The 19,720-nt window shown below is 63.1% G+C and carries 14 protein-coding genes, 1 tRNA gene and 1 riboswitch; of the genes, 4 read left to right on the forward strand and 11 right to left on the reverse strand.

Translation table 11 applies throughout. The annotated features are described in order from the left end of the window. Positions 1-2: 2 nt before the first annotated feature. The 3 genes from cobN to cobU form a co-directional block, all read right to left on the reverse strand. Complete coding sequence (gene cobN / locus V6L75_RS11700; RefSeq protein ID WP_334251695.1) at positions 3-3,758, reverse strand: cobaltochelatase subunit CobN; 3,756 nt, start codon at positions 3,756-3,758, stop codon at positions 3-5. Between the two features lie 106 nt (positions 3,759-3,864). Next, a complete protein-coding gene (gene cobW, locus V6L75_RS11705; RefSeq protein ID WP_334251696.1) occupies positions 3,865-4,989 on the reverse strand; it encodes a cobalamin biosynthesis protein CobW in 1,125 nt (374 codons plus the stop codon). Continuing rightward, entirely contained in the window at positions 4,986-5,558 is a 573-nt protein-coding gene (cobU, locus tag V6L75_RS11710; RefSeq protein ID WP_334251697.1) for a bifunctional adenosylcobinamide kinase/adenosylcobinamide-phosphate guanylyltransferase, read from the reverse strand. The genes cobW and cobU overlap by 4 nt, the downstream gene beginning before the upstream one ends. Positions 5,559-5,694: 136 nt before the next feature. Continuing rightward, a riboswitch (cobalamin riboswitch) is annotated at positions 5,695-5,918 on the reverse strand. Between the two features lie 271 nt (positions 5,919-6,189). Between cobU and V6L75_RS11715 the strand changes: the two genes are divergently transcribed. Beyond that, a tRNA-Asn gene (locus V6L75_RS11715) sits at positions 6,190-6,265 on the forward strand. Positions 6,266-6,344: 79 nt separating this feature from the next. Here the strand turns inward: V6L75_RS11715 and fhuB are convergent. The 6 genes from fhuB to V6L75_RS11745 all read right to left on the reverse strand — a co-directional run bounded on the left by fhuB (position 6,345) and on the right by V6L75_RS11745 (position 14,574). Further along, positions 6,345-8,303: a Fe(3+)-hydroxamate ABC transporter permease FhuB gene (gene fhuB / locus V6L75_RS11720; protein ID WP_334251698.1), complete on the reverse strand. Its 1,959-nt coding sequence runs from the start codon at positions 8,301-8,303 to the stop codon at positions 6,345-6,347. After that, the gene (locus V6L75_RS11725) at positions 8,300-9,082 is read right to left on the reverse strand and encodes an ABC transporter substrate-binding protein (RefSeq protein WP_334251699.1); all 783 of its coding nucleotides are present in this window, start codon (positions 9,080-9,082) and stop codon (positions 8,300-8,302) included. Before V6L75_RS11725 ends, fhuB begins: the two co-directional genes overlap by 4 nt. A 113-nt stretch (positions 9,083-9,195) precedes the next feature. Beyond that, positions 9,196-11,673: a TonB-dependent siderophore receptor gene (locus V6L75_RS11730; RefSeq protein ID WP_334251700.1), complete on the reverse strand. Its 2,478-nt coding sequence runs from the start codon at positions 11,671-11,673 to the stop codon at positions 9,196-9,198. A gap of 143 nt (positions 11,674-11,816) precedes the next feature. Beyond that, positions 11,817-12,791 (reverse strand): FecR family protein, encoded by a 975-nt coding sequence (locus tag V6L75_RS11735; protein WP_334251701.1) that lies wholly within the window; start codon positions 12,789-12,791, stop codon positions 11,817-11,819. A gap of 117 nt (positions 12,792-12,908) precedes the next feature. Then, the gene (locus V6L75_RS11740; protein ID WP_334251702.1) at positions 12,909-13,397 is read right to left on the reverse strand and encodes an RNA polymerase sigma factor; all 489 of its coding nucleotides are present in this window, start codon (positions 13,395-13,397) and stop codon (positions 12,909-12,911) included. A gap of 232 nt (positions 13,398-13,629) precedes the next feature. Further along, positions 13,630-14,574: a LysR substrate-binding domain-containing protein gene (locus tag V6L75_RS11745; protein ID WP_334251703.1), complete on the reverse strand. Its 945-nt coding sequence runs from the start codon at positions 14,572-14,574 to the stop codon at positions 13,630-13,632. An 81-nt stretch (positions 14,575-14,655) separates the two neighbouring features. Between V6L75_RS11745 and V6L75_RS11750 the strand changes: the two genes are divergently transcribed. After that, complete coding sequence (locus V6L75_RS11750) at positions 14,656-15,150, forward strand: DMT family transporter (protein WP_334251704.1); 495 nt, start codon at positions 14,656-14,658, stop codon at positions 15,148-15,150. A 172-nt stretch (positions 15,151-15,322) separates the two neighbouring features. Beyond that, on the forward strand, positions 15,323-15,949 hold the full coding sequence (locus tag V6L75_RS11755) for a TetR/AcrR family transcriptional regulator (protein WP_334251705.1): 627 nt from the start codon (positions 15,323-15,325) through the stop codon (positions 15,947-15,949). 30 nt (positions 15,950-15,979) lie between these two features. On the opposite strand, the gene V6L75_RS11760 is transcribed toward V6L75_RS11755, so the two are convergent. Then, positions 15,980-16,993 (reverse strand): SDR family NAD(P)-dependent oxidoreductase, encoded by a 1,014-nt coding sequence (locus tag V6L75_RS11760; RefSeq protein ID WP_334251706.1) that lies wholly within the window; start codon positions 16,991-16,993, stop codon positions 15,980-15,982. A 176-nt stretch (positions 16,994-17,169) separates the two neighbouring features. Then, a complete protein-coding gene (gene hemA / locus V6L75_RS11765; RefSeq protein ID WP_334251742.1) occupies positions 17,170-18,387 on the reverse strand; it encodes a 5-aminolevulinate synthase in 1,218 nt (405 codons plus the stop codon). Between the two features lie 703 nt (positions 18,388-19,090). On the opposite strand from hemA, the gene V6L75_RS11770 reads away from it, so the two are divergent. Further along, positions 19,091-19,684 (forward strand): hypothetical protein, encoded by a 594-nt coding sequence (locus V6L75_RS11770; protein ID WP_334251707.1) that lies wholly within the window; start codon positions 19,091-19,093, stop codon positions 19,682-19,684. Positions 19,685-19,720 lie beyond the last annotated feature (36 nt).

Below are 19,720 nucleotides of genomic sequence, written 5' to 3' on the forward strand. Positions count from 1 at the left end.
GGTCAGGCCCTCATGGCTTGGGATGTGAGCTGGCTGGAGAGGCCAGCATGGACGGAGTTGCGGCGCGGCGTCCAGAGCCCGCGCCGGATGGCTTCGTCAAAGCGCTGAAGAATATCCTCATAGGCGGCAGGGTTGGCATGGGCCAGAAACTCCCGCACGGCGGCATCCTCGATATAGGCGGTGTAAAGCTGATCGAAATGATGTTCGCGCACCGCCCTTGTCGTCGCCGCGAAGGCAAAGAGATAGTCCAGCGTCGCGGCAATCTCGAAGGCACCCTTGTAGCCGTGGCGCATGACCCCGGCGATCCACTTCGGGTTCGCCGCCCGGCCCCGCACCACGCGGGAAATCTCCTCCGACAGCGCCCGCACCACGGGCCGTTCTGGCCGTGAATGATCGGTGTGATAGCTGACGGGCACCTCCCCCGTCAGCGCTTCGACCGTTGCCGCAAGGCCGCCCTCGAACTGGTAGTAGTCGTCGCTGTCGAGCAGGTCATGCTCGCGGTTGTCCTGATTGTGCAGGACCAGATCGACGCCGCGAAGGCGCGTCTCGAAGCGCTCGCGCACCGCCTCGCCTTTCGCCCCGCCGCCATAGGCATAGGAACCCCAGGCGAGGAAGGCATCGGCGAAATCCTCCCGCTCCTGCCAGATCCCCTCATCCATCAGCGCCTGCAAACCTGCCCCATAGGCACCGGGCATGGAGCCGAACACACGGATGGAAGCCTCGGCAAAGGCATCGTCCCGGGCTAGCCCCCTCGCCTGCAGCTCCGCCCGCTCAGCCCGCACCCGCGCCGCCATCGGGTTGGCGCTTTCCGGCTCGTCGAGCGCGGCCACCGCCCGCACGGCGCTGGTGAACAGGTCCATCTGATGCGGGAAGGCATCGCGGAAGAAGCCGGAGATGCGCAGCGTCACGTCGATGCGCGGACGGCGCAGCTCCGACAGCGGCATGATCTCGAAACCGGTGACGCGCCCGGAGCCCGGTTCCCACACCGGCCTTGCGCCGATCAGCGCCAGCGCCTGCGCAATGTCATCGCCGCCGGTACGCATGTTGGCCGTGCCCCAGCAGGTCAGCACCAGTGCCTTGGGCCACTCGCCCTCATCCTGAAAATAGCGCAGCGCCACTTCCGCCGCCGAAGCCTGCCCCAGCCGCCAGGCAACCTCGGTCGGCACGGCGCGCACATCGACCGAATAGAAATTCCGTCCCGTAGGCAGCACATCCGGCCGGCCTCTGGTTGGCGCGCCGGACGGCCCCGGCGGCACGAAACGGCCATCCAGCGCCGCCAGCACCGCTGCCGTTTCCGCAGCTCCGGAGGCCGCGACAGCGGGCAGCAAAGTGGCCTCAATCTCCTGAAGAACAGAAGCTGTTGCAGTCAGTTCCGGACATTTCATTTCTCCGGAGACAAGCAGAACAGCCAGTTTTTCAAGCCGCTCCACCGTATCACCACAAGAGCGCCAAAGGGCATCGGACATGCCCGCCAAAAGCTCCGGCTTCGGCCCGGTCCAGAGGGCGGAGAAATCGCAGGACAGCGGATCAAACTCAGCCGCCCCACCAAGAAGATCACGCGCCAGAGCCCGGATCAGGCTTTCATCCTGAGACCTGCTTCCACGCGGCACGCGCACCAGCGCCACCAGCAGGTCATGCAACAGCCGCCCCTGCGGGCTCTCGCCCAGCACATGCAACCCGTCCCGGATCTGCAATTCCTTGAGGTCACACAGATGCGCATCCAGCCGCGCCAGACGGGTCGTCTCGCACATGTCCGGCGTCAGGCCGATATCCGCATCAAGCCCATGAACGGAGGCAAGCTCCAGAATGTCCCGCGTCAGCACCTTCTGCCGGCGCGGATCAACACCGCTGGCGAGATAGTACTCATCGAGCAGGTTTTCCATTTCATTGGCAACGCCATAATTTTCAGCCCGCGTCAGTGGCGGCGTCAGGTGATCAACAATAACGGCAGAGGCCCGCCGTTTGGCCTGCATACCCTCGCCCGGATCATTGACAATGAAAGGATATATGTTCGGCACCGGGCCCAGCACGGCTTCCGGATAGCACTCTTCAGACAGCGCCAGCGCCTTGCCCGGCAGCCATTCCAGATTGCCGTGCTTGCCGAGATGGACGATGGCATCGACACCCGCCACCTCGCGCAGCCAGATGTAGAAGGCAAAGTAGTTGTGCGGCGGCACCAGATCCGGATCGTGATAGGTCGCCTTCGGATCAATGTTGTAGCCACGCGCAGGCTGAATGCCTGCATAGATGCTGCCAAAGCGGGTCAGCGGAAGATGAAAAGCGCCATCGCGCATGGCCGGATCCTCCTCCGGCACGCCCCAGCGGGCCGTCACCTGCGCCTGCACCGCCTCCGGAAAGGACGCAAAGGCCTTGCGGTAGTCAGCAAGCGCGAAGCGCACATCCACCCGGCGCCCTGCCCGTCCTTGCGGACTGTTGGTCACCCCGGCCAGCAGATGCGCCATCAGTGCTTCGGAGGTGACCGGCGCATCCGAAGGAACATCATACCCTGCGTCCCGCAGGTCCGCGATCAGGGCCGCGCAGGAGGCAGGCGTGTCCAGCCCCACACCATTGGCAATGCGCCCGTCACTGTCAGGATAGTTTGCGAGCACCAGCGCCACCTTGCGCGCAGCGGCAGGCTTTCCGCCCAGCTTCGCCCAGTTTGCCGCCAGCGCTGCCACATAGGCCATGCGGCTCTCTTCGGGCCTGAAGAGCACGGGGCGGAACTGGGTGGCGGGATCAAGGATGCCTTCTTCCTTGAACGAGACCGCCCGCGTCATCAGCCGCCCGTCCAGCTCCGGCAGCACCACATGCATGGCCAGATCACGCACGGAGATCCCCTGCGTGCTTTCCGCCCAGCCCGCCCGCGATGAGGAGGAGAAGACCACCTGCAGCACCGGGCGGCCCGGCGCATCCAGCGGTGACGGCTGATGCACGCGTCCGCCACTGGAAACGGCAAAGGCCGTCGCATTCAACACCACTGCCGGAGGCAGCGCCTCGAACAGGGCCGACAGCACGGCAGCCGATTCCGCATCCTTCAGCGAGGCAACGAAGATGGGCAGCACGTTGAGCCCCTGCCCCTCCAGATGACGGCAGAGCGCCTCGGCAGGCGCTGTCTCGCCCGCCTGCACCAGCGCCCGGTAGAAGACCAGCGCAGCAACCGGCCGGGCCGGATCTGCGAAGCGGGCCGTCAGATCATCGAGCCCCGGTGCGGTGTGGCCGGGCAGGAAGATGCCCGCACGCGGCAAGGGCGCAGGCAGGGGCGGCTCCTGATCCTTGCCAATGAGATGAGCGCAAAACCTTAGGGCATTGCGGTAATTTTCTGCACCACCTTCAATGCAATAGCGCCACAGCCGCCGCACGGCGTCCACCGGTACGGTGGAGAGAGCGGCCAGATCCTCATCCCACTTGTCGCAGCCTGCAAAGACAGCCAGCTGCAACCCGCTGCGATTGACTTCCTCCCGCAGACGGTCGAGCCCGTAGGACCAGTAGCCCGCCCCACCGAGAAGCCGCAGCACCACCATCTTCGACCCGGCGAGCGTCTTTTCCGCGTACAGATCGACCGAATAGGGATGACTGAGGGCCAGAATACTGGCCAGCCGCAGCGAAACATCGCCGCCAAGGGAGGCATGCGCCGCGGCGAAAGCCGAGAGTTCCGTATCGGCCGCCGACAGGAACACCAGATCCGCCGGGTCCTGCGCGAGGTCCACGGCATCACCGCCGTCATCAATCCGCCGGGTTTGACTTGCGAGGATATGCATCTGGCACGCCTTCAATAGGCTCAGACTGGGTGTGCCTGTCCCCGCGCCCCGCCCCTTGCGCAACTTGCGTCAGGAGCGGGGCGGCGGGGGTCCACACCGCGAAGGGTCAGGCAGCACGCCCAGCCGCAGCTGAGGCCAGCGCAGCAGAAACAGCCGCAAGATCGAGCCCCTTGAGGCCAATCACCACCAGCTTGCCGGGCGCCTTGGCACCTGCCGCGAACCAGGCCTCGACACGCGGGCCAACCGCCTGTACCAGCGCAGGCGCGGCCTTGCCGGAGACCGCCACCGCGCCCTTGATGCGCAGCACGCCCTTCAGCGCCATCGCCCGCAGCACCACAGCCTCGATGTCCTTCAGCGAGGCAAACTCCGGCGCCATGACCACATGGCTTTCGAAATCGTCATGGTGGTGATCATGATCATGATCATGGTCATGGTCATCATCGTGATCGTGATCGTGATCGTGGTCATCATCGTCATGATGGTGGTGATGATGGTGCGCACGGCGGGCAGCCAGATCATCCTCCGCAGCGGAGGAGCGGCCCAGCAGCACGTCGATGGGCAGCGAACCCTTTTCAGCTGCAATGATCTCGACACCGGCGCGCACATCTTCTGCGATATGCTCGCGGATATGCTCTAGCGCGTGATCATCGACCAGATCGGCCTTGTTCAGCACCACCAGATCGGCGCAGGCGAGCTGATCGTGGAAAAGCTCTTCCACCGGATTGTCATGATCCAGCGTTTCATCGGCAGCGCGCTGCGCGGCAAGGGCTTCCTCGTCCAGCACGATGCGCCCTTCGGCGAGAGCTGCCGCATCCAGCACGGTGACAACACCATCCACCGTCACCCGCGTCTTGACGCTGGGCCAGGTAAAGGCCCGCACCAGCGGCTGGGGCAGAGCAAGGCCTGACGTCTCGATGACGATGTGGTCCGGCGGCGTCTCGCGGGCCAGCAGCATTTCCATGGCTGGGAGGAAATCATCGGCCACGGTGCAGCAGATGCAGCCGTTGGTCAGCTCCACCACATCATCGGCAGAGCAGGACGGATCGGCGCAGCCATCCAGCAGCGAGCCGTCAAAGCCCATATCGCCGAACTCGTTGACGATCAGCGCAATGCGCCGCCCGTCCGCGTTGGTCAGGAGATTGCGGATGAGCGTCGTCTTGCCCGCGCCCAGAAAGCCGGTGACGATGGTGGCCGGGATCTTGGCCACGGCAGGGGTCTGAAAATCGGTCATAGAGAGATATCCGGTTGTGAGGAGGGCTTGAGCACGAGCGGCAGACCGGCGGCCACAAAGACCACGCGGCTGCAGACGGCAGCAAGCTCCTGATTGAGACGGCCCTGCGCATCGCGGAACTGACGCGCCATGGCGTTGTCCGGCACGATGCCAAGACCCACTTCATTCGAAACGAAAACAACAGGCGCAGGCAGATTGGGCACGAGCGCGCAAAGCGCCTGAGTAGCGGCGGCAAGGTCTGCTTCGGCCATCATCAGATTGGTCAGCCAGAGCGTCAGGCAATCGACCAGCACCGCACGTCCGGGCAGGGCTTCGCGCCGGAGCACGTCCGTCAGTTCCGCGCCGATGCCGCCCTTGTCCTCAATGGTGCGCCACTCTACCCCGCGCCGTGCGCGGTGCAGGCCGATGCGGGCTTCCATCTCCCCGTCCCAAGCGGCGGAAGTCGCCACATAGACAGGCTCAAGCCCGCTTTCGAGGATCAGCTGCTCTGCATATCTGCTCTTGCCGGAGCGTGCGCCGCCCGTCACCAGAACGGAAGTTGCCGCCCCCTGCCCTTCAGCCTGCGCCATGGGTCAGCCGCAGGCTTGCAGCATGGCAGCGTCAGGCTCTCTTGCGGACGCGCGGGCGCGATCCGCCCTGCCATCCGCCCAGTCTGGGGGAGTAGAAATCATGTCAGGTCCTCCGGTCCGCCCACCCGGCGGCCTTGGGGTTGCACAACATCAGGCCGGTCTCCTGGCTCGCGGGTCTTCACCTTGCCGCGCCTTCCCGCAAGGACTGGCCTTGCAGTGGCATGAGGCGGCAAGATTCTCCGCTGACAGTTGCGGGGGCAGCTGCGGCTTTGGAGCCCCGGATTGAGTCGCTCCGCACCGCATTCCCGTTTCATCCCCTTGGGCTTGGCCCTCCGGGGAACCTGATCCTCTCCTTGTAACGGCTTGGCGGCAGCGCAGCAAGGACGCCCTTAGGGCAAGCCTGCGGCGCAAAAGCCCCCTCCACATTCCGGGCAACGGGTGCAAGAACCGGCGCGGATGGGTTATCCACTGGCCCAAGCCGTTGAAAGACCGCAGATTTCCGCCAAAGCCAGCCCTGTGGAAAACTTTCTTGAAGAAAGGGCTTGGCAAATGCTCAAGGCCTTTGTTATACGCCTCTCACCGACGGCGGCGCACACAGCCGCCACCGCAAAGGGCACTGCCCTTCTGGTGATCCGCGATAGCTCAGTTGGTAGAGCGTTCGACTGTTAATCGAATGGTCGCAGGTTCGAGTCCTGCTCGCGGAGCCAACCTTCTCTCTTCCCTAGATAAAATTCAAAACTTGCCCGCAACGGCAGGGCTTTTTGCGTTTGTGCGGCAGACTGCGCCTCACGCGGGTCTGCGGTAGAGCAGCCAGAGAAAATACGGCCCGCCGATGAAGGACGCGAGGATGCCGGCGGGGATCTCGTAGGGAAAATCGAGCGTGCGGCCCAGCCAGTCGGCGCTGACCATCAGAGCAGCGCCAATAGCCGCAGCACAGGCAATCCGCAGCAGCGCACGCCCCGGCGCCACGGAGGCCGCGATATGGGGCGCGATGAGGCCGATGAAGCTAAGGGGGCCGGTTATCAGCGTGGCGGCAGCCGTCAGCAGGGCCGAGAGCGCCAGAAGCAAGGTGCGCGAGCGGCGGGGCGACAGGCCCAGCGCCCGGGCTGTGGTGTCGCCCAGCGGCAGAATCTCCAGCCAGCGCCCCATCAGCGGCAGCACCAGCAGCACAACGAGCAGGATGGCCAGCGAGGCAAGGGCCGTCAGTCCGGCGGCGCGGTAGGTCGGCCCCATGGACCAGGCCAGCACGAAGACCGCACGCGGATCACCGCTGGCCAGAATGAAGGATATGAGCGCAGCCGCAAATGTGCCTATGGCAACACCGGCCAGCAGCACCGGCCCGGGTGCGTGGCCGGACTTGCGGGTGATGGCCAGCACGAAGAGGAAGGCGAGCACCGCCCCGCCCGCTCCGCCCCCCAGCAGCAGGAGAGGAGAGAAGGAACCGGTCAAAAACAGCGCCACGGTGATGCCGAGCCCTGCCCCCGAACTGACGCCCAGCCCTTCAGGACTGGCCAGCGGATTGCCGGTCATCGCCTGAATGAGCCCGCCAGCCAGCGCCAGCATCGCACCGGCAGCGGCAGATGCCAGCACACGCGGCCAGCGCCCTTCGATCAGTTCTCCGGCGGCGAGGCCACCCGGATGCAGCTGGCTGGTGAGGGAGAAGAGCGTGAGGGCGGCAAGACAGGCCAGAGCCAGCAGCAGGACGAGGCGCTGACGGCTGGCAGCTGGCACAGCTGGCGGTAATGTCTGGGAGCCACCCGCCCTTGCGCTCGCAGGCATGCGGCGCAGCAGCACCAGCAGCAGAACGGCTCCGGCCATGGCCGTGGCTGTTCCCGTGGGCACTTCGGCAATCACGCCCGACAGCGCCAGCACTATGCTGTCGGCAAGCAGCAGCAGCGCCGCGCCAATGATGGGCGCAGAGACAAAACGCCCGGCAAAACTCCGGACACCGGCCAGCGTTGCCAGATGCGGCGCAGCAAGGCCAACGAAGGCAATCACCCCCACCCGCACCACCACCAGCGCGGAGAGAATGCAGGCCAGCGACAGGGCAACAAGCCGGATCGTGCGGATGGATAGGCCCAGGCTGCGGGCGCTGGCATCATCGAGCCCGGCAACCGTCAGTGGCCTGAACAGCAGCGCCAGCAGCGGCACGCAGACTGCCAGACGCACAGCCAAGGCCGCAGCATCGGAAAAATCGTTCTGCACCAGCGATCCGCTGGCCCAGATGAAGACCGAGCGCAGATATTCATGCTGGAACAGGGCCAGCACAACGGAAGCCGACCCGGCAAAGAAGCCGACGATCATGCCGCACAAGAGCAGGGTCACCGGCGAAAAACCGTGCCGGGAGGCAAGCATTCCCACCAGCGCCAGCGCAGCAAAGCCGCCGGCCAACCCCGCCGCCTCGCGCTGCCACATGGCGAGTGCGGGCACGAGCAGCGTTGCCGCCATGATGCCAAGCTGCGCACCGGAGAGAAGGCCGAGGGTTGCCGGTTCCGCCAGCGGGTTCTTCAGCACCTGCTGAAACACCACTCCCGCCAGCGCCAGCGCGGCCCCGGCCAGCGCCGCCACGGCAAGGCGCGGCACCAGCGCATAATGCAGATAGATCTCACTGAAGACAGCCGGGTCCGGTGTGAGCAGCGCCACGCCCAGCGCGGACAGGGGCACATGGGCGCTGTAGGCCACAAGGGTCAATACGGCGGCAGGCACCAGCAGCGCCGCAAGAAGCAAGGGAAGACGAAGCGTCATGAGGTTTGCAGGGCCTTGGTGAGAATACCGGCAAAACGAAGGGCAGACGGCAAAGCCCCGAAGACCCAGACCGGCGGAATACTGATCACGCGCGCTGCCCGCACCGCCGGGATGGCCCGCCACAGCCCACTGGCGGCGAGCGCCTCTGGCGGACCCGGCTCGATGATGACGATGCGCGCTTCCGGATTTGCCGCGATCGCATCGAGGCCTGCTGTCGAGAAGCCCCAGTGGCTGCCGCTATGCGGCCATGCTGACGGCAGGCCCAAACGATCCAGCACGTCATGAAAGAGGCTGCCGGGGCCGTAGATATCGGCCAGCCGGTCACTGGCGAATTTCAGGATCAGGAGAGGGCGGCCATCGTAGGACTGTAGCTTCTCCCGGAAGGATGCAAACTGCTGCTCCGCCTGTTCCAGATAGGCGGTGGCCTCGTCAAGGCGCTGCAGGCGGGCCGCAATCGCCTCAAGTCCTGTCTCGGCCAATTTAAGCGGCTGGCGCTCTTGCGTGTAAAGCGGCAGGGACAGCACGGGCGCGACAGGCTCCAGCATGGCCGCCGGCACGCCATAGCCGGTCTGTGTGACGATCAGGTCAGGCCGGAAGGCGCGCAGCAGTTCCATGTTGGGCCAGGAGCGCAGGCCCAGATCGATGGTGCCCTCCGCCAGCGCCGGGCTGACGACACGCGCGCCATAGAGCGGCGATTCTGCCACCGCATCCGGCGGCACGCCCAGCGCCAGCAGGGTTTCTGCCCAGGCCCAGTCCAGCACCGCAATGCGCGGGAGCATCGCCCCTGCCCGGCCTGTCCGGCCCTGAAACGGCAGGAAGGCAAACCCAAGCAACGCGGCGGCAAATTGCCGCCGCGTCAGAGTATTGGGTCCGGCGATTATCCGATCCGGCATTACCAGCTGTATTTCAGCGTGGCATAGACCGTGCGGCCCTCGCCCCAGTAGCAGCCTGTCAGCCCAAGGCAAGTGGCGACATACTTGTCGTCAAAGATATTGCTGACATTCAGCGAGGTCTTCAGTCCGGCAAGCTTCGGGTCCACCTTGCCGAAGTCATAGCGCAGCGCCGCATCAAACAGCGTGTAGTCCGGCACATCGAAGGCGTTGGCATTGTCGCCGAATGTCTGGCCCATGTAGCGGGCACCGCCGCCGAAGCTGAGCCCGCCCCAGGCCTTGTCGGACTGAACTGTATAATCCAGCCACAGCGATGCCTGATGCTCGGGCACGAAAGCCAGACGCTTGCCTTCGTTGCGGGTGTCGCGGGTGATCTCGCTGTCCGTATAGGCATAGGCGCCTGTGAGCGAGAGACCTGCTGCGAGTTCGGCCTTGCCTTCCAGCTCGATGCCGCGCATGCGCACCTCGCCGGTCTGCACGTTGAAGCTGGTGTTGACCGGATCAGGCGTGAGCACATTCTGCTGGGTCAGCTGATAGGCAGACAGGGTGATGAAGCTGTTCATGCCATTGGGCTGGAACTTGATACCGGCCTCAAACTGCTCGCCAGTGGTCGGATTAAACGGCGAACCGCCGCGATCCGTGCCGCTTGCCGGATTGAAGGATGTCGAATAGCTGGCGTAGGGCGACAGACCATTGTCGAAATTGTAGACGAGGCCCGCGCGCCAAGTGAACTTGCCGTCCTGCTGTTTCACCGAGGTATTGGTAGAGGCCGTCCGGTTCCGGGTATCGGTGTCTGCCCAGTCATACCGTCCGCCAAGGGACAGGACGAAGTTGTTCCACTCGATCTGGTCCTGCGCGTAGAGCCCTGCTTGCGACCGTTGCTGATCGATCCAGAACGCCGTCGCAGGACGGGTAATATTTGTGGCGCCGAAGACTGGATTGTAAGCATTAAAAGGCTTGGAGATCCCGGACAGAGCCGATTCTTCGAAAGAGCTGTCCTCGAAGGAATAATCGAAGCCGAGCAGCATAGTGTGCTTCGCATCGCCGGTGTTGAACCGCGCAATCGCGTTGTTGTCGACGGTGAAGAGGTTCGAAGTTTCGGGGAAGGCCCATGCATAGCGCCCTAGCGAGGACGGGTCGCAACTTGCCGCAGACCGGCAGAAGGCCTGCACGCGCTGTGTATCGGTATCGACGAAGCCGTAGCGCAGGTTCTGCCTGAACGACCATGTATCGTTGAACTCATGGCTGAACTCATAGCCGATGAAGGCCTGCTCGTTCTCGAACTTGTCATAGCCCGGTTCGCCGACGAAGGCGCTGCGCGGAAGGGCGGAATAGGTGCTGGTGTACAGCGTGCCATTGGCGGGCAGCGCCGGAGCGCCGCCGCCGCCCGGGGAGTCGATCTTCTGGTACTCGCCCAGAACCGTCAGAGTCGTGGCATCGAACAGCTTGAAGGTGAACGACGGGGCGATGTAGCCCTTCTTCTCTTCCACATGATCATACTGGGTGCCGCTGAGGCGCCCCACGCCAACGATCCGGTAGAGCATAGCGCCGTCCTGATCCAGCTTTCCGCCAAAATCGAAAGCGGTCTGGAATCGGTTGTGGCTGCCATATTGCAGCTCGACTTCGCGGATCTCCTCATTGCGCGGCCGCTTGCTGACCATGTTCAGCATGCCGCCCGGCTGCCCCTGACCGTAGAGAACCGAAGCCGGTCCTTTCAGAACCTCTGCGCGCTCCAGCCCGAAGGGCTCGATCCTGGGCTGAGAATAGCCGCGTGCCCCGAAAGGCAGGCGCAGGCCGTCCTTGTAGCGCCCCGGCGTGAACCCCCGCACCGTCAGCCAGTCGTGGCGCACATCCGTATCGGCATATTGAGTGACAACGCCGGGCGTGTAGCGCATCGCCTGCGTGATGGTCGAAGCGCCCTTCTCCGCCATCTCGTCGCGGGTGACAACGTTGACAGCTTGCGGCGTGTTCCTGAGCGAAGTTCCGGTCTTGGTCCCTGTCGCGCTCTGGGTGGCTACGATGCCATTGACCGGGCCCCAGGCGTTTTCGCCCTCAATGGTCACCGTCTGCAGCTGCGTCGCCCCCTCCGCCGTGGCGCCTGCGGCAGCTGCGGCCGGATCGATGATGGTCACGGTATTGGCGGCGGTGAAACGGTATGAGAGGCCGGTTCCAGCCAGAATCCGGTTGAGTGCCTCCGACGGCGTCAGCGTGCCGGAAACGCCGGGCGACGTCTTGCCCCGCACCAGAGCCGCCGGATAGAGCACCTGCAGGTTGGACCGGTCGCCAAAGCGGGAGATCGCTGTGCCCAGCGGGCCAGCCGGAACGGAGTAACTGACACTGGCCGCCTGCTGCGCCGCTGCCGGACCAGTGCAGACCACACTTACGGCGAAAACTGCCGTTGACGCCAGAAGCGCCAGACCGAAACCGCCCATCCGCGCTGCCCGCGCCCTCGATGCCCTTTGCCCAAACTGCTTTGCCATGACCCCTGTCCAACTCTTGCATTTGCATTCTTGTGCGGGCGCGAACGCACCCGTCTGATGCAAGGACGGTTTCAGAGGCAGGCCACCTCACCCCCAAAGTGGAAAATAATTTTCAGGTTTCTTTTCTGCCGTATCCGGCCTGCTCACGCCGGATGCAACACGACCAGCCAGGGCGAGATCTGGAAGCTTCTCACAGGCAGCGTCTGGCGGATCGCCTCCAGAACGCCGTCCGGATTGCGGATGTCGAAGATGCCGCTGACACGCATGTTCAGCAGGCGGCTGTCCGTCACCCGGATCGTGCCGGAACGGTAGCGGTTCACATCCGCCAGCACCTGCCGCAGCGGCCTGTCTTCAAAGATCAGCTTGCCCCGCCGCCAGGCGATTTCCGCTTCCATGTCCACAGGGCGGATCTGGCCCAGATGCACATCATCATACGTGACAAGTTCGCCCGCTTTCACGACAGTATCTGACTTGTCCGGCCCCACCACCGAAACGGCGCTTTCCTCGACCGAGACGGTGACTGAGCCATTCCATTCATGAACAACGAAACGGGTCCCGAGCGCGGTTGTGGAACCGGCAGCCGCCAGCACGGTAAAGGAACGTCCGGGATCTTTGGCAACTTCGAAGAAGGCGCGCCCGCGCAGCAGGCGGATCTTTCGTTCGGTTTCGCTGAAATCCAGGGCAATGGCCGTATCTGCATCAAGGTCCACCCGGCTGCCATCTTCCAGCGTCAAGCTGCGCTGCTCGCCCGTGCCGGTGACATGATCGCTTGTCAGGAAGTCCGGGGGGCTGGCGACAACTGCCACACTGGCAGCAGCCAGCGCTGCAGCCCCTGCGGTCAGGAACGCCCGGCGTGAGGCGAAACCCGTCAGGGCGGAGGGCGGAATCATGGCTGCGGACATATCCAGCGCTTCGCGCGGATCCGTAATCTGATCCAGATCCCGCCAGATCCGGGCAAGCCGCGCATATTCGGCCTGATGCATCGGATCGGCCGCCATCCAGCGCGCATGGCTGGTGCGATCCTCATCTCCCGCATCACCGGAGTTGAGACGAGTGAACCAGCTCAGAGCCGCATCGCGGGCTTCTTTCTGTCTGTCAGTCTTCGTCGAACCCATCATGGCCACCGGCAGTTTCCCCGTGCGCGGCCGCACGGCACGCCCTTGCGGGCATATCCTTCCCATAGACGGATCAGGCAGCGCCTTACCTCACCCATGTCGCGCATCTTTTTGCCGGATTCAGTCAATGAGTGTACCCATCCGGTCGCGCAGATGCGCAAGCGCCTTCATGATCAGCTTCTCGACGGCGCTTTTCGTGATGCCCAGTTCAGCCGCAATTTGCGTGTGCGTCAGGCCATCGAACTTGTGCATCAGAAGCACCTGCTTCTGGCGCGGCGGCAACTCCCCGATTGCCTCCTGCAGGCGCGAGAGGCGCTGGCGGTAGTCGGTGATCTGCTCCGGCGAGGCGCTGTCATCCACGGCAGCGGCCAGTTCCTCACTGGGCGCGCAGCTCACGGCAGAACGCTGGCCGCGCAGCCGGTCCGCCGCAACATTGTTCGCCATGCGGAAGAGATAGGACCGCGGATTACGGATGTCGCTCCCGGCAGGAATCGCATCAAGCCGCAGATAGGTATCCTGCATCACGTCCTGCGCATCGAGGTCACGGCCGAAGCGGCGCGAGAGATGGCGCGACAGCTCCGTGTAACTGGACACGAAGCAGTCAAGCATACTCTTCTTCTTGTCTTCAGCCATGCAGGAACCAATCAGGGCGGGAACCAGCCGGGAGCTTCGCCGCTCACCCACAGGCCCGAACGGACAGAAATCTCTCACGGCAGCATTTGGCGTTATTCCCGCTGCCGTGTTCCGTCTTTAGCAAAAGTCTACTTTAAAAATCCAGTTTTATAAGCGTCTGCATGGGGACTGTTGAACAGGCCTGCCGGAAAAGCCCGCAAGGCCCCTGTCAGCCCCTTCGGCCATCCTTCCGCTGCAGTTCCGCCCCCTGCCCTGCGGCCTGCAGGATCCGCGCGCGCAGCCAGCGCAGGGCCGGGTCCCTGTCGCGGCTCTTGTGCCAGATCTGAACGTAGGGAACAGGCGGCAGCGGTATGGGCGCAGGCAGGATGATCAGATGATCGTCCAGAATAAGGTCCCGCAGGCTGCCTCTGGCAACCGTGAGAATAAGGTCCGTGCCCGCGATCAGCTCCGGCGCGACGCCCCAGTGCGGCAGCACCAGTGCAAGCCGCCGGGTATGTCCAGAACGGGCCAGCGTTTCGTCAACCTCGTTGATGGTATCATCGCGCATGGCGACCATGGCATGAGGCCGCGAGAAATACATGGCGGCATCCAGCGGCTTTCCCTCGAGCGTCCGCCGGTCCAGCAGGCAGGCATAGTCATCGTTGATGATCAGCTCCGACCTGACCTGCGGCGGCAGAACGGGGAACACCCCGAGCCCGAGATCCAGATCACCATCGCAGACACCGGCGGCCATGGCTTCACGGCTGAACTGGCTGATCGCAAGGTCGATGCCCGGCGCATGCTGCCGCAGATCGCGCACCAGATTCGGCAGCAGCATGGCCCCGCCATAATCCGACATGGACAGGCGGAACCGGTGGCGGGTGCCTTGCGGGTCGAAACCCTGCGGTCCCAGCACACTGCGCACTCCGGCCAGCGCATCCGCCAGCGGCTGGGCGATTTCCAGCGCCCGGATGGTCGGAACAAGCCCGCCACCCTGGCGCACCAGCAGCGGATCCCCCAGCAGCTCCCGCAGCCGCGCAAGAGCGTGGCTGACAGCGGGCTGGCTCATGTTCAGCCGTGCGGCAGCGCGCGAAACATGGCGTTCCGTCAGAAGCGCGTCGAGTACCACCAGAAGATTGAGGTCAACCGACCTCAGACTATGCACCTGATGCATGTTTATCTGCCTGATACGAATTTCACATTCGCAAAAACTATACCTAAACCGGGATCGAAGTTCATCAAAAAGGACAGTCCGATGCAGTTTCAAGCCCCATTCGCCCTTCTTGGCACAGCCCTCCTTGCGGGCGCAGTCGTCCCCTTTCAGGCTGGCGCAAATGCCGCCATGGGCCGCGCCCTCGGCCATCCGCTCTGGGCCACAGTGGTTTCCCTTGGCGTGAGCATGCTCTGCGTCATTCCGGTGATGCTCGCGATGAAGGTCCCTTTCCCCAGTCTCGGCAACCTTGCCGGACAGCCCAAATGGATCTGGGCTGGCGGCCTTGCAGGGGTCATCTACATCACGGCCGCAATTCTGGTTGCGCCGAAACTCGGGGCGGCCGGTTTCATGACCGCCGTGATTGCCGGGCAGCTTGCCGCTTCGCTTCTGGTCGATGCCTACGGTCTCATGGGTTTCAGCGCCCGTGATATTTCGCCCTCACGCCTCGTCGGCATCCTTCTCGTGGTGGCTGGCGTGCTTCTGATACAGGCAGGGCCCTTCCTCCGGGCCTCGTCAGCATCGGGCAGCGGGAACTGATACGGTTCAGCTGCCACTTGCCTGAACACCAGCTCCGGACCTAGTGTAAACGCGTTCAAAATAAAAGCGATCAACAGCGTTTTTCAATTGACCGGGATATAGACCAGATATAAACGCGTTTATTGAACTCATTCATTGAACGCGATCAGGTAACATCATGCCAAGACCAGCAATGACCGATGAAGAACTTGCAGCCGTTCAGGCCCGCATTCTGGCGGAAACCGCACGCATCGTTGCTGCCGAGGGCTATGCTGCGCTGTCCATGCGCAAGCTGGCCGAGGGCCTCAACCTCACGGCAGGAGCGCTCTACCGCTACTTCCCGACGAAGCAGCATCTGATGATCGCTTATTGCTCCGGCGCGATTGACCGGCTGAACGCGCGCTCCCAGACCATCAACGCGAAGCCCCTGCCCTCAATCGACATCCTGCGCGAGCTGCTCCTCTCCTATGGCGAATTCGCATTGGAGGATCAGGACCGCTTCCGGCTGATTTTTCTCGATATCGAAATCAGCCGTCAGGTGGAACTGTGCCGGACGACCGAAAACCTCAAAGGGTACGAACTGGTGAAGGCCCGCATGGCATCAGCCATGGAGGAAGGTTCGATCCGGCACATGGACCCTGCCCAGGCAACCCATCTGCTTTGGGGAGCTGTCCATGGCGCCGTCGTGCTGCTGCTCAGTGTTACGGAAATAGACCTTGGCGATCCGCATACACTGATTCAGCAATCTATCGATATGGCCCTGCGCGGCCTGGCCCCAGAGAGTGTTCAGGCGGAGCGCATTCGGACACAGGCCGCTTGACCGCACACAGATCTGACCGCCACGCTTCGGTCAGATCTTGTAGTACTCGCGGTACCATTTCACGAATTTCGCCACGCCCTCGCGCACGCCCGTGCGGGGGCGGTAACCGGTGAGCGTCTGTAACAGGCTTGCATCGGCCCAGGTCGCCGGTACGTCACCGGCCTGCATCGGCATCAGCTTGCGTTCCGCCGCGCGGCCCGTCGCCTCTTCGATGGCAGCGATGAACTCGGTCAGCTGCACGCTTTCCGAATTGCCTATGTTGACAACCCGCCACGGAGCGACAGGTGACAGGCTATCGCCTTCCGGCACGCCTGCCCCCTCTTCGGGTCTCACCGGAGCCGCTTCGATCAGCAGGCGGATACCTTCCACCAGATCCTCCACATAGGTGAAGTCCCGGCTCATGTCGCCGTAGTTATAGACTTCGATCGGCTGGCCTTCGAGGATCGACTTGGTGAATTTGAAAAGCGCCATGTCCGGGCGCCCCCAGGGGCCATAGACCGTGAAGAAACGGAACATGGTGATGGGGGTACCATAAAGGTGGGAATAGGAATGGGCCATGACCTCACAGGCCTTCTTCGTCGCCGCGTAGAAGGACATCTGGTGGTCAGCCTTCGCCGTTTCCTGAAATGGCATATCCGTGTTGGCGCCATAGGCCGAAGAGGTGGAGGCAATCAGCAGGTGCTGCGGCGGGAAGGCTCTCGCGGCCTCGAGCATCTCGAATGTGCCGGCGATGTTGCTGTCGAGATAGGAGCGCGGCGCCTCTATGGAGTAACGCACCCCTGCCTGTGCGGCCAGATGCACGACCACGTCAGGGCGGTTGGCCTCGAACAGCGACCGCACCAGTTCCCCGTCCTCGACACGGCCCGTGACAGCGCTGAAATGCTCGTTCTGGAGCAGCATCTGATGACGGCGCTCCTTGAGCCGCACGTCATAATAGTCCGTCATGGCATCAAGACCGATTACGCGGAACCCCTCTTCCAGCAGCCGGGTGCAGAGAAAATAACCGATGAAGCCGGCCGAACCCGTCACGAGTGCAGTACGCATGATTGAAACCCTTTGAATAAAAAGCTGGAAGCGGCTGCAAAATATGCAGTGCAGGAGACGTCATAGCATCAGGACCGCCCAGAGCCAAGGATGAGCATCTCGGCGCCCTCCTATGAAAAGCAGAAAGCGCCAGCCTTGCAGCCAGCGCTTTCCGTGATGTTCAATCCCTTGCCGGATCAGGCGACGGCGCGGGCCAGGGCGCAGCGCGACCACAGGGCATTCAGTGCGCCGACCAGATGGTCGATATCTGCATCCGAATGGAACGGCGTCGGCGTGATGCGCAACCGCTCGGTGCCCTTCGGTACGGTCGGGTAATTGATCGGCTGGACATAGATGCCGTAGTTGTCGAGCAGGATGTCCGAGATCCACTTGCACTTGGACGCATTGCCCACCATCACCGGAACGATGTGGCTGGGGTTGTCCATATGCGGGATGCCGCGGCGGTCCAGCAGGCTCCGCAGGCGGGCCACCCGGTCCTGATGTGCTTCGCGCTCGGCCGTGCTCTGCTTCAGGTGGCGGATCGACGCTGTAGCACCGGCTGCCAGTGACGGCGGCAGCGCCGTGGTGAAGATGAAGCCGGAGGCGAAGGAGCGCACGAAGTCGCAAAGCTGGCGCGAGCCGGTGATGTAGCCGCCCATGACACCAAAGGCCTTGCCAAGCGTGCCTTCGATGACCGTCAGACGGTCCATCAGGCCTTCCCGCTCGGCGATGCCGCCGCCGCGCGGGCCGTAGAGGCCGACGGCATGCACTTCATCAAGATAAGTCATCGCGCCATAGCGTTCGGCCACGTCGCAGATTTCCTTGATGGGAGCGATGTCGCCATCCATCGAATAGACGCTCTCGAAGGCAACGAGCTTGGGAGCAGCCGGATCATCGGCGGCCAGCTTGCGCTCCAGGTCTTCCGGGCTGTTGTGCTTCCACACGCGCTTTTCCGCGCGGCTGTGGCGGATGCCTTCGATCATGGAGGCATGGTTCAGCGCATCGGAATAGACGATGCAGCCGGGGATTTTGGATGCCAGCGTGCCAAGGGCTGCCCAGTTGGAAACGTAGCCCGAGGTGAAGATGAGCGCCGACTCCTTGCCATGCAGATCCGCGAGCTCGTGCTCAAGCTGGACATGGTAGTGGTTGGTGCCCGAGATATTACGTGTGCCGCCAGCGCCTGCGCCGCAGGTGTCGATCGCATCCTTCATGGCGGTGACAACATCCGGATGCTGCCCCATGCCCAGGTAGTCGTTGGAGCACCACACGGTCACTTCATGAGTGGAGCCATCTTCGCGGAAGCGGGTCGCCTTGGGAAACTCGCCCGAATGACGCTTCAGATCAGCGAATACGCGATAGTTGCCGTCCTCCCGCAAGCCGTCCAGCGCCTGCGCAAAGAAGCTCTCGAAGTCCATGGCGTATTCCCTCTTCTTCTCAAGCAGACGCAACCCGCGCCCGCCGTTGGCGTCCTGCAAGCCCTTGTGTCCAGAGCCGGTCATCATCTGGCCAGCCCTCCCAGGCGGATCTGATAAGGGGAAGTTGCCCCACCCCACTCACGCGTCCTGTGATCCGAAGCCTGACAGCCTCGAGCCCTTGCACCATGTAGCGCAAGGTAGCGCTCCAACACATAGTTTAAAATGCCGCAGGCTGTCATTATTCTAATTCCGGGTTACAGAATTCTTTTTAGAAGATGAGCCCGGCCGGTCAACTCTGAGACACCTGCCCCGCCGCCCTCTCTTCCGGCGTTCACTTCGGAACCTTAGCCTCCCGCATGCGTTAACACTTTGATCTGGGACAAGCCGGGCATCACGGCAAGTTGAAGCGGACGGCTTTTTCCGGCCAGAAACCGTAGTACCCCTGAAAACAGGAGCGAAATCAAGGAACTGAGCCAGGCCGGAGACATAAAGCCCCGGCAGCAGCCGATCAGGAAAGATCAGAAACCACGTCATTTTGTGATTCGCACAACATCTATCTTAAGGGAAATGGCGTAATAATGGCTGCATCACAGCAACCGGAGTATCAAGTCACCTGTCAAAAAGACGAGGTGCACTTCAAGCCTTAAAAAAACGGTGCCGTGATCTGTGTTCAGACGTGACTGTCATGCCGAGGGAGGCAACAATGACGCATCGTCTCGTAAAGAAAGCCATCATTCCGGCAGTTGCCATCATGCTTTCTGCCGCACCGCTCGCGCTTGCCGCTCCCAAATCGGAACGGCATGTGCTGCCTGAGGACAATCTCTCCGTCACGCTCGCCAGCCTTGGCGCTGGGCCAGCGGCCGGTGAGGATACGTCCATCTGGGTTGGACCGGTCGACATCCAGGGCCGCAAGGTGATCTGGGTCGAACTGATCGACTCAGAGGGCGAAGTCATCTACGCCTCAGAAGTCGCGCAGAATGAAACCCATCTCCTTCCCGATGGCCGCGCCATCGTCGTGAGCCCGCTTACTGCCCCGGAGGGCACGCTCGTCGCAGCCAAGGACGAATCGCGTGTCCCGCCAGAAGCCGGTCAGATGATCACGCGCCGCGTGGTGGATGATGAGGAAGGCAAGACCGCTGTCGAGCTGGTCCAGGCGCCGCCGCAGCAGCCTTCCCTCCTGGTGCAGCTGGCAAAGGCGGGCGAAACCGTCTGGCACGGCATCGTTGCCTTCTTCCAGGGGGCTGCCGATTCGGTCCGTGTGGCGTGGAACTGGATCGTGGATACGGTGGCTGCCTGAACTTATTGCCACTGGAGGGCAGGCCAAGGCGATGTG

Origin of the sequence: Pannonibacter anstelovis, assembly GCF_036881715.1 — a bacterium.
GTDB classification, from domain to species: domain Bacteria; phylum Pseudomonadota; class Alphaproteobacteria; order Rhizobiales; family Stappiaceae; genus Pannonibacter; species Pannonibacter anstelovis.

Excerpts from the sequence above, each read along its gene's own strand:
- cobN (WP_334251695.1), bottom strand. The coding sequence starts at position 3,758 with ATGCATATCCTCGCAAGTCAAACCCGGCGGATTGATGACGGCGGTGAT.
- cobW (WP_334251696.1), bottom strand. The coding sequence starts at position 4,989 with ATGACCGATTTTCAGACCCCTGCCGTGGCCAAGATCCCGGCCACCATC.
- cobU (WP_334251697.1), bottom strand. The coding sequence starts at position 5,558 with ATGGCGCAGGCTGAAGGGCAGGGGGCGGCAACTTCCGTTCTGGTGACG.
- fhuB (WP_334251698.1), bottom strand. The coding sequence starts at position 8,303 with ATGACGCTTCGTCTTCCCTTGCTTCTTGCGGCGCTGCTGGTGCCTGCC.
- V6L75_RS11725 (WP_334251699.1), bottom strand. The coding sequence starts at position 9,082 with ATGCTCCCGCGCATTGCGGTGCTGGACTGGGCCTGGGCAGAAACCCTG.
- V6L75_RS11730 (WP_334251700.1), bottom strand. The coding sequence starts at position 11,673 with ATGGCAAAGCAGTTTGGGCAAAGGGCATCGAGGGCGCGGGCAGCGCGG.
- V6L75_RS11735 (WP_334251701.1), bottom strand. The coding sequence starts at position 12,791 with ATGATGGGTTCGACGAAGACTGACAGACAGAAAGAAGCCCGCGATGCG.
- V6L75_RS11740 (WP_334251702.1), bottom strand. The coding sequence starts at position 13,397 with ATGCTTGACTGCTTCGTGTCCAGTTACACGGAGCTGTCGCGCCATCTC.
- V6L75_RS11745 (WP_334251703.1), bottom strand. The coding sequence starts at position 14,574 with ATGCATCAGGTGCATAGTCTGAGGTCGGTTGACCTCAATCTTCTGGTG.
- V6L75_RS11750 (WP_334251704.1), top strand. The coding sequence starts at position 14,656 with ATGCAGTTTCAAGCCCCATTCGCCCTTCTTGGCACAGCCCTCCTTGCG.
- V6L75_RS11755 (WP_334251705.1), top strand. The coding sequence starts at position 15,323 with ATGACCGATGAAGAACTTGCAGCCGTTCAGGCCCGCATTCTGGCGGAA.
- V6L75_RS11760 (WP_334251706.1), bottom strand. The coding sequence starts at position 16,993 with ATGCGTACTGCACTCGTGACGGGTTCGGCCGGCTTCATCGGTTATTTT.
- hemA (WP_334251742.1), bottom strand. The coding sequence starts at position 18,387 with ATGGACTTCGAGAGCTTCTTTGCGCAGGCGCTGGACGGCTTGCGGGAG.
- V6L75_RS11770 (WP_334251707.1), top strand. The coding sequence starts at position 19,091 with ATGACGCATCGTCTCGTAAAGAAAGCCATCATTCCGGCAGTTGCCATC.